Here is an 8,171-nt window from a genome sequence, read left to right as displayed (position 1 = left end):
CCACTGTAAGTCCTTGGCTCGCTAGCCAGGAAGTGACCGCCGCTAAATCATTTGCAGTAGGCCCGTAGAGTTCCCCAACTTGTTGTGGTGTGAGCCAGTGGTGGTATAGCGGTGACATCGGATTCTGCTGGTTTGCCACTAACTGGCTGAAAGCAGATTCGGCGGCAGCTTCACGGCTCAGCAAAACCGAGACATGAAGCAGCTTCGCTAGGTCAACTGGCTGCTCCGCAGTCGGGTTAGGTTCCTTCACCCAGGCCGGTAACTTCTGCGGCAATGCCACTAACCGCCCATAGTCCGCACTCGTTGAAATGCGATCAGCTTGCTTAACTGGTTGCACCCTGGAAATTACGTCGGAGGGTGCTTGAGCTGACAAACCGGACGTGATCACGCCTCCGCCTACCCACGCGATCAAGGCGCAGAGAAGGGTGCAGCGATGACGAATCGCAAAGCGGGAGTGCATCGGGCCTCGAATTTAATCAAAAAAAATGCTGTATTTGCTTCCAAGCGGATTACGGTATCGGGACCCGCTGGGGAAGCCTCAGCATTGAAACTCAAAATGGGAGCTCTAGCTATGATGTCTATTGGAGGCCATTATGTCCAGAACTGAATCCTCGATGGTGGGGTTGGGAACCACCGCTCCTGATTTCCAACTAGTAAACGTGATGACCGGGAACACCATGAATCTCGATGAGGTTCGCGGACCCGGGAAGAAATCGGGTCTACTCATCATGTTTGTCTGCGTCCATTGCCCATACGTCAAGCATGTCGAGGTAGAGTTGGCCCGGATCGGCGTGGATTATTTCGGACAATCCGGTGAAGGACCGATTGCCATCGCTGCAATTCAATCGAATGATGTGGAGCAATATCCTGAAGACGGCCCCGAACCTATGCGCGAACAGGCAAATCGCCTCGGTTGGCGATTTCCTTACCTTCTTGACGCTGCCCAGGACGTTGCCCGTTCTTATGAAGCCGCCTGCACTCCAGATTTTTTCTTATTCGATGCAGAGATGCATTTGGTCTATCGCGGTCAACTCGATTCTAGTCGGCCACGCCGTAAGGATTTTGGTAATGATGAGCCGGTGACTGGCAAAGACCTTCGGGCGGCAATGGATGCGCTCGTTGCTGGAAGACAACCAGACCAGGAACAACGCAGCAGCATTGGATGCAACATTAAATGGCGGGAAGCCTAGGAGCCCAGATGGACGAAATACTACAGCGACTTGAAGAGGGTGTTAGACGCTTTCAAGCCGACGTTTTTCCTCAGCAGGCAGAGATGTTCGCTCAAGCGGTCAGCGAAAAGCAATCGCCGCACACACTATTCATCACCTGCGCCGACTCGCGCATCGACCCTATCGCACTCACCAGCTCTTCGACCGGTGAAATATTTGTTGCTCGCAATATAGGGAACATGGTGCCAGCCTACGGCGAAATGCTCGGTGGCGTCAGTGCGGTCATCGAATTCGCAGTAAGTTCACTCTGCGTGCGGCACATTGTCGTCTGTGGTCACTCGCATTGTGGCGCTATGCAGGGGCTGCTTGATCCGGCGTCTGTCGCAACGATGCCGACCGTTGAGTCCTGGCTGCATAACGCTCATGCTGCGCTGATTGTCGCGGAAACTCTCCATGCAGAGTCACCCAAGGCACAAACGAGCCATCAATTAATCGACATCCTTACAGAGCAAAACGTTCTGCTGCAAATGCAACACCTGAAGACTCATCCATCCGTCGCCGGAGCCATAGCGCGACGACACCTCACAATCTCTGGCTGGATTTACAGCATTGGAACAGGCGAAGTTCGAATCGCATCCGATGGCGAGCAGACCTTCACGCTGATCGGGACAAAATCCCCAATTAGCGTCTGAAGGCCGCTGCCATTTAGACACTAGTGCGTTTGTGCGTCCGAACCGTGTTGCTTCACTAATTTGTTGTAAATGCCGAGCAGCAGAAACGGGGCAACCCACTGTCCCACAAACAACGCCGCATTTGCCTTCTCCTTTTGTGCCAACTGGAGCGTCACTGACGCCGCTATTGAGGCGAGGGCTAAGCCAAGGTAGGCGCTCGATGGTATGGGCGCCGTATACTTCTCGATGGCAGCGGTTACTTGATCTTCCTGGGCATCCCCAGCATGTACGCGATGGTCCGTCATTAGTTGAATCTCCTCGGCAGGTTGCCGTCCCTGTAGAGATGCGCTTTCTTTAGTCCACAGATCCTCTGCCTTTACGAAATTGCGCAGAGCGAAAGATCAGCTGGCATTTTGTTGCTGCCACTTCAGTGGAACAGCTGATTGACAGTGGAACAGCTGATTGACAGTGGAACAGCTGATTGACATTGAGACAGGATGCCGTTAGCGTAAATATCAATGAGCGTTAACTTGCAGCATCTCGGGCATCACCATCATCATGCGCACAGCATGTTGGCGGCTGTATCCGGGGCGGCAAAGTAAGTAACAAACGCACTCCAGGATCTAAGACAAGCCCGCCGACGCGCACATCGCGAGCGGGCTTTTTTGCTGTGTCGCTGCGCCGATCCCCCAACCAGCCGCATCGTGACATGACAAAGAGGAACCAGATGAACTCAGCAGAGATGATATCGATCGATTTCGCAAAAGCCGGAGGCATGGTCGCCGGTATTGTGCAGGACGCTAAGAGCAACGAGGTGCTGATGCTTGGCTTTCTGAACGAAGAGAGCTACCGCAGGACAATCGAAACTGGTTTCGTTACGTTTTGGTCGCGCACCCGTTCCAAACTGTGGATGAAAGGCGAAACGAGTGGCAACCGCTTGCGCATAATCTCTGCGTCCACTGATTGCGACAATGACGCGCTGCTTTTCCGCGTGGAAGTCGAAGGCGACGGTCTGGTGTGCCATGAGGGCACAGTAAGCTGCTTTACCAAGCCGATTCAGACAGGGAGCAAGTAATGGCAGAGAGAAATAAGCTGAAGCTTGGTATTCCGAAGGGAAGCCTGCAGGACGCGACAATTGCCCTCTTCGAGCGCGCAGGCTGGCGAATCTACGCGAACGGCCGAAGCTACTTTCCAACGATCGACGACTCTGAGATAGAGTGCATGCTTGTTCGCGCCCAGGAAATGGCTCGCTATGTTGAGCACGGCGCACTGGATGCGGGTCTCACTGGCAACGATTGGGTACTGGAGAATCAATCCGATGTCGAACGAGTGACCTCACTTACATATTCCAAGCAATCTCGGGTGCCTGTGAAGTGGGTGCTTGCCGTACCGGAAGACTCCTCATTCCAGAAGCCCGAGGACCTCGCCGGCAAGACCATCGCCACAGAACTGGTTGAGTATACGAAGCGCTACTTCGCCGGGAAGAATATTCCCGTCAAAGTCGAATTCAGCTGGGGAGCCACCGAGGTGAAGCCTCCCACGCTCGCCGACGCCATCGTGGAAGTCACCGAGACGGGCAGCTCCTTGCGGGCGAACCGGCTCCGCATTATCGAGACATTGATGGAATCTGAGACCCAGCTCATCGCCAACAAAGGTGCTTGGACGAACGACTGGAAGCGCACCAAGATCGAGACGTTGTCGCTCATGCTGAACGGCGCGATAGACGCTCAGAATCAGGTTGGTCTGATGCTCAATGTGCGGAAGACTGATCTTGATAAGGTTCTCGCTGTTCTCCCTGCGCTGAATTCGCCGACGATCTCCCAGTTGCGCGATGAAGATTGGGTTGCCCTCAACACCATCCTCGAAACTCATCTTGTCCGGGACGTAATTCCAAAGCTAAAGGCCGCTGGCGGAGCGGGAATCGTCGAGTACCCGCTTAGCAAAGTCGTTTTGTAAAAGGGATGCGATGAAGATTTTGAAGACATTTGGTGCGGACGCTTCTGCTGCAGATGCGGTAATCCAGCAGCTTGAGCGGCGTGGCGCCATCAACACCGCGAAGGTCGACACCGTCGTTCGCGACATTCTCTCGGCCGTGCAGAATCGGGGCGATGCGGCCGTGCGCGAGTTTGCCGCTAATTTCGACGGTCTTACGGGCGATCAACCATTCATCGTCAGCCGCGCCGAGATGCAACAGGCCTGGGACGCCATCAGCGAGGAACTCAAGGCTGCTATGCGGCTCGCCCAAGCGAATATACGAAGCTTCGCTGAAAGGCAACTGCCGCGGGCGTGGAGTTTTCGGCCGGTCGAGGGAATGGAGGTTGGCCAGATTGTGCGGCCGCTCGGATCTGTCGGCTGCTATGTGCCGGGAGGGCGCTATCCGCTTCCATCCACCCTGTTGATGACCGTAACGCCCGCGCAGGTTGCAGGAGTCGAACGCATCGTGGTCTGTTCGCCTAAGCCTGCACGCGAAACGATGGCTGCGGCTTATCTATGCGGCGTCACCGAGTTTTACCGCATTGGCGGAGCTCAGGCGATTGCAGCATTAGCCTACGGTACGGAGACAGTGTCTGCGGTCGACAAGATTGTCGGCCCCGGCAATCTCTATGTGACCGCCGCAAAGATGGCTGTCTCTCAGCACACTGGTGTCGACATGCCTGCCGGTCCCACCGAGATTGTCGTAGCGAGCGAAGATGGGGACTCGACTGGCATCGCTGCCGATCTCGTCGCACAGGCGGAGCATGATCCAGAGGCGCTCGCTGTTTTCATTACCAGCAAGCCCGAACTCGCCCTGGAGGTTGTTCTGGAAGTGAAGCGCCAGTCGCAGGGTAATCCCGTTGCACAACAATCGCTTGCCGCCCAAGGAATTGCATTTGTGACGAAAACAGTAGAAGAGGCGCACCTGCTTACGAATCGACTTGCTCCTGAACACCTGACAGTGGATGCGGGAGCGGATCTGCGCTGGGTGAAAAACGCGGGATCCATTTTCATTGGCCACCATACGCCACAGTCGATGGGCGACTACATCAGTGGGCCAAACCATGTCCTTCCAACGGGACGCAACGGACGTGTGCGCGGAGGCCTCAGCGTGCTCGACTTCGTGAAAGTAATTACTGTGCAGCAATACACTCTGGATGCGCTTCGTGAGGTCGGTCCCCATACGATCGCACTTGCGGAAGCAGAGGGTCTGGTCGGCCACGCCGAAAGCGTGCGCGTGAGGATGAGATGAGCACAATTCTGGAGCAGACAATGCTGGTTCAACCGCGTAAGGCCGTACTCGCTATGCCCGAGTATCATCCTCCGCTTGCAGGTCGCGACGCCCTGCGTCTTGATTTCAATGAGAATACCTTTAGCCCTAGTCCCGCTGTCCTGCGGCGATTACAGCAACTTACGGCTGAAGGTTTGACGATCTATCCTGAGCGAGAGCCGGTTGAGCGCATTGTGGCACAGCACTTCGGGCTCGAGCGCGATCAATTGCTTCTAACCAATGGTGTGGACGAGGCTATTCACCTGGTCTCCTGCACGTTCCTCGAGGAAGGCGACGAAGCGCTTATCTGTACCCCGACATTCTTTATGTACGACGTGTCGATCGCCCTGATGACCGCGGGCCTCAAGCGAGTGCAGTCGGATGATTCTCTCTCCTTTCCCTTTGAACGCTTCCTCGCCGCCATCACACCGAAGACGAAGCTGATCATTGTTGCGTCCCCCAACAATCCTACCGGCGCTACAGTCAGCCGAGAGCATCTGCTCGCGATTGCAGCCGCAGCTCCGCAAGCCGTGCTGATGGTCGACGAGGCGTACTTCCACTTCCACGGTGAGACCACTCTCGGCGACGTTGGGACAATCCCCAACCTCATCGTTGCGCGCACATTTTCGAAAGCGTACGGTCTTGCGAATTTGCGTGTAGGAATGCTGGCTGGGGACGCACGGTTGATCAGCTATATTCGCAAGGTCTCTTCACCGTATAACGTGAATGGCGTGGCACTCGCTGTGCTTCCGGATGCGGTGGCTGACGAGGCGTACCTCCAGTGGTATGTGGAGCAGGTCCGAAGTGGCCGCGAAAGAATCTTCGCAGCTTTGGAAGAGCTTGGAGTACGAACATGGCCGAGCGCGGCCAACTTCGTTTTGATGGACATCGGCCCGAGACATAAGGAACTTTGTGCCGAGATGCACAAGCGCGGCGTTCTGTTGCGCGACCGCTCGGCCGACCCAGGTTGTGAAGGTTATGTGCGCATCACCGCCGGTGTGGAGGATCATGTAAACCGCGGTATTGCGGCGTTGCGCGAGTCATTGGCTGCAATCGGTTGGACTCCGGCAGAAGGTAGAGGGCGAGCATGAGCGACATTGCAGAGGAAGTGGGAGTTGCGCCGCAGCCAATAGGACCCGAACGCATCGGAATCGTCGACCGCAACACGACTGAGACGAAGATTTCTCTGCGCCTCAATATCGATGGAAATGGGACTTACGTCGTATCGACGGGGATACGTTTCTTTGATCACATGCTCGAGCTCTTCACGCGTCACGGAGGCTTCGACCTGCAGCTCAAATGCGTTGGCGACCTGGATGTCGACCAGCATCACACGGTTGAAGATGTCGGCATTGCCCTTGGCGAGGCTTTTGCCGAGGCGCTCGGAGATAAGAAGGGTATCTTGCGAGCGGGTTACTTCGTGATGCCAATGGATGAGACCCTTGCGATTGCGGCAGTTGATCTGTCAGGTCGTGTCGCCTACGTGGTCGACGATCAGGTGAATGTTCCTGTGGTGGGCGATCTTCAATCCGAACTGGTCGTTGACTTCTTTGAGGGATTTGCCCGGGGAGCCCGAGCGAACGTTCACGTAAAGATCATGTATGGCCGCAGTAATCATCACAAGATCGAAGCGATATTCAAGGCGTTTGCACGAGCTTTGCGAGGCGCTTGTTCTCGTGACGAGCGTATGCGTGAGCTGTTGCCAAGTACCAAGGGGTTGCTATGAGTATTGAGCTTTCCAAGCATGTCCGCGATGAAGCAATTGCCTCCATCCAGCAATACTTCGAAAGGAATATGCCGGAACCGATTGGGGAGCTCGCGGCCGGTCTGCTGCTGAATTACTTCGTGGAGGAGATCGGTCCGGCGATCTATAACCAGGCGATCTCTGATTCCCAGGTTCGAATGCAGCGGCGGGTGATGGATCTTGAAGGCGAGCTGTACGAAGATCCCTTTCAGTATTGGCATAAAGCCAAGACGAAGCGAAGCAAATGATCGCGGTCATTGACTATAAGGCGGGCAATCTCACCAGCGTGGTCAAGGCGCTTCGGTTTCTTGGTGCGGATGACGTTCTCGTGACGCAGTCTCCTGAGGATGTGCTTCGGGCGGACAAGGTTGTGTTGCCTGGCGTTGGGCATTTCCGGGCTACTGAGTTGCTGCATGAGTTGGGGTTGGATGAGGCTTTGCGCGTGGCGCTGGGTCAAGGTGTTCCGTTTCTGGGGATTTGCGTGGGGTTGCAGTGGCTTTATGAAGGATCGACTGAGTCTCCGGAGACTCAAGGGCTTGGTTGGTTTGGTGGTCAGTGCGAACGGTTTCCGGCGGCGTTTGAGGGCGAGGAGCTGAAGGCTCCACATGTTGGGTGGAATTCGCTGGAGAGGATTCGGCCGGATTCGCGGTTGTTGAAGGGCGTTGAGGCGGGAAGCTTTGTGTATTACACGCACTCGTGGAGAGCGCCTGTTTCTGCAGATACTGCGGCTTCGACGATGTATGGAGGAGCGTTTACTGGGGTTGTTGAGCGGGGGAATGTTATGGGAGTGCAGTTTCATCCGGAGAAGTCGGCTGAGACTGGACTGTTGGTGTTGAGGAACTTCCTGGAGCTGTCGTGCTGACGAAGAGGATTATTGCTTGCCTGGATGTTCGCGGTGGACGCGTGGTGAAAGGCGTGCAGTTTGTGGACATTGTCGATGCTGGCGATCCTGCGGAGTTGGCGCATCGGCATGCTCGCGGAGGAGCGGATGAGATTGTGTTGCTGGATATTACGGCGACGCATGAAGGGCGCGGAACGCTGTTGGAGACGGTGAAACGGACAGCGGAGAGGCTGTTTGTGCCGTTTACGGTTGGAGGCGGAATTCGGTCTGCGGAGGACGCTGCGGCGGTTTTTGATGCTGGAGCGGACAAGGTGAGTATCAACTCGAGTGCGATTGCTCGGCCGGAATTGATTGGGGAGATTGGTGGGAGCTTTGGAGCTCAGGCCGTGATCGTTGCGATCGATGCGCGGCGGGCGCAAAGTGCTGATTCTGTTGGAGATGCTGATGTTTTTGTTTCGGGGGGGAGAAAGCCTACAGGGCTTCGGGTGGTGGAGTGGGCGGT

The 8,171-nt window shown here is 55.7% G+C and carries 12 protein-coding genes; 10 read left to right on the top strand and 2 right to left on the bottom strand.

From position 1 onward, the window contains the following. The coding region (locus GSQ80_RS17195) for a protease pro-enzyme activation domain-containing protein (protein WP_254059725.1) at nucleotides 1-460 on the bottom strand (460 nt) is incomplete at its 3' end. A 133-nt stretch (nucleotides 461-593) separates the two neighbouring features. Here GSQ80_RS17195 and GSQ80_RS17190 point away from each other — a divergent pair. Together GSQ80_RS17190 and GSQ80_RS17185 are read left to right on the top strand one after the other, a co-directional pair. Beyond that, nucleotides 594-1,190, top strand: coding sequence for a thioredoxin family protein (locus tag GSQ80_RS17190; RefSeq protein ID WP_158788899.1), 597 nt, complete (start codon nucleotides 594-596; stop codon nucleotides 1,188-1,190). An 8-nt stretch (nucleotides 1,191-1,198) separates the two neighbouring features. After that, complete coding sequence (locus GSQ80_RS17185; protein WP_158788898.1) at nucleotides 1,199-1,861, top strand: carbonic anhydrase; 663 nt, start codon at nucleotides 1,199-1,201, stop codon at nucleotides 1,859-1,861. Nucleotides 1,862-1,881: 20 nt separating this feature from the next. Here GSQ80_RS17185 and GSQ80_RS17180 read toward each other — a convergent pair whose 3' ends face one another. Continuing rightward, nucleotides 1,882-2,145 carry a hypothetical protein gene (locus tag GSQ80_RS17180; RefSeq protein ID WP_158788897.1) on the bottom strand — a complete coding sequence of 88 codons (264 nt, stop codon included), beginning with the start codon at nucleotides 2,143-2,145 and terminating at the stop codon, nucleotides 1,882-1,884. Between the two features lie 422 nt (nucleotides 2,146-2,567). Between GSQ80_RS17180 and hisI the strand changes: the two genes are divergently transcribed. The 8 genes from hisI to hisF all read left to right on the top strand — a co-directional run. Beyond that, nucleotides 2,568-2,915, top strand: a complete 348-nt coding sequence (hisI, locus tag GSQ80_RS17175; RefSeq protein WP_158788896.1) for a phosphoribosyl-AMP cyclohydrolase — start codon at nucleotides 2,568-2,570, stop codon at nucleotides 2,913-2,915. Continuing rightward, the gene (hisG, locus tag GSQ80_RS17170) at nucleotides 2,915-3,796 is read left to right on the top strand and encodes an ATP phosphoribosyltransferase (RefSeq protein WP_158788895.1); all 882 of its coding nucleotides are present in this window, start codon (nucleotides 2,915-2,917) and stop codon (nucleotides 3,794-3,796) included. Before hisI ends, hisG begins: the two co-directional genes overlap by 1 nt. A 10-nt stretch (nucleotides 3,797-3,806) precedes the next feature. Further along, a complete protein-coding gene (hisD, locus tag GSQ80_RS17165; protein ID WP_158788894.1) occupies nucleotides 3,807-5,066 on the top strand; it encodes a histidinol dehydrogenase in 1,260 nt (419 codons plus the stop codon). Next, the gene (hisC, locus tag GSQ80_RS17160) at nucleotides 5,063-6,175 is read left to right on the top strand and encodes a histidinol-phosphate transaminase (protein ID WP_254059724.1); all 1,113 of its coding nucleotides are present in this window, start codon (nucleotides 5,063-5,065) and stop codon (nucleotides 6,173-6,175) included. The genes hisD and hisC overlap by 4 nt, the downstream gene beginning before the upstream one ends. Next, entirely contained in the window at nucleotides 6,172-6,810 is a 639-nt protein-coding gene (gene hisB, locus GSQ80_RS17155) for an imidazoleglycerol-phosphate dehydratase HisB (protein ID WP_254059723.1), read from the top strand. Before hisC ends, hisB begins: the two co-directional genes overlap by 4 nt. Further along, complete coding sequence (locus GSQ80_RS17150) at nucleotides 6,807-7,076, top strand: DUF2164 domain-containing protein (RefSeq protein WP_158788893.1); 270 nt, start codon at nucleotides 6,807-6,809, stop codon at nucleotides 7,074-7,076. Before hisB ends, GSQ80_RS17150 begins: the two co-directional genes overlap by 4 nt. Further along, nucleotides 7,073-7,690, top strand: coding sequence for an imidazole glycerol phosphate synthase subunit HisH (gene hisH / locus GSQ80_RS17145; RefSeq protein ID WP_158788892.1), 618 nt, complete (start codon nucleotides 7,073-7,075; stop codon nucleotides 7,688-7,690). Before GSQ80_RS17150 ends, hisH begins: the two co-directional genes overlap by 4 nt. Further along, nucleotides 7,684-8,171 (top strand): imidazole glycerol phosphate synthase subunit HisF (gene hisF, locus GSQ80_RS17140; RefSeq protein ID WP_254059722.1); only part of this gene is annotated, 488 nt, incomplete at its 3' end. The genes hisH and hisF, both read left to right, overlap by 7 nt.

Source organism: Granulicella sp. L46 (assembly GCF_009765785.1).
In the GTDB taxonomy this organism is placed as follows: Bacteria; Acidobacteriota; Terriglobia; order Terriglobales; family Acidobacteriaceae; genus Granulicella.
The sequence above is the reverse complement of the archived record's forward strand: the minus strand, read 5'-3'. Positions and strand labels throughout refer to the sequence as shown.

What these genes read in the sequence shown, in the direction of transcription:
- GSQ80_RS17190 (WP_158788899.1), top strand. Translation starts at nt 594, where the DNA reads ATGTCCAGAACTGAATCCTCGATGGTGGGGTTGGGAACCACCGCTCCT.
- hisG (WP_158788895.1), top strand. Translation starts at nt 2,915, where the DNA reads ATGGCAGAGAGAAATAAGCTGAAGCTTGGTATTCCGAAGGGAAGCCTG.
- hisH (WP_158788892.1), top strand. Translation starts at nt 7,073, where the DNA reads ATGATCGCGGTCATTGACTATAAGGCGGGCAATCTCACCAGCGTGGTC.
- hisD (WP_158788894.1), top strand. Translation starts at nt 3,807, where the DNA reads ATGAAGATTTTGAAGACATTTGGTGCGGACGCTTCTGCTGCAGATGCG.
- GSQ80_RS17180 (WP_158788897.1), bottom strand. Translation starts at nt 2,145, where the DNA reads ATGACGGACCATCGCGTACATGCTGGGGATGCCCAGGAAGATCAAGTA.
- GSQ80_RS17150 (WP_158788893.1), top strand. Translation starts at nt 6,807, where the DNA reads ATGAGTATTGAGCTTTCCAAGCATGTCCGCGATGAAGCAATTGCCTCC.
- hisI (WP_158788896.1), top strand. Translation starts at nt 2,568, where the DNA reads ATGAACTCAGCAGAGATGATATCGATCGATTTCGCAAAAGCCGGAGGC.
- hisC (WP_254059724.1), top strand. Translation starts at nt 5,063, where the DNA reads ATGAGCACAATTCTGGAGCAGACAATGCTGGTTCAACCGCGTAAGGCC.
- GSQ80_RS17185 (WP_158788898.1), top strand. Translation starts at nt 1,199, where the DNA reads ATGGACGAAATACTACAGCGACTTGAAGAGGGTGTTAGACGCTTTCAA.
- hisB (WP_254059723.1), top strand. Translation starts at nt 6,172, where the DNA reads ATGAGCGACATTGCAGAGGAAGTGGGAGTTGCGCCGCAGCCAATAGGA.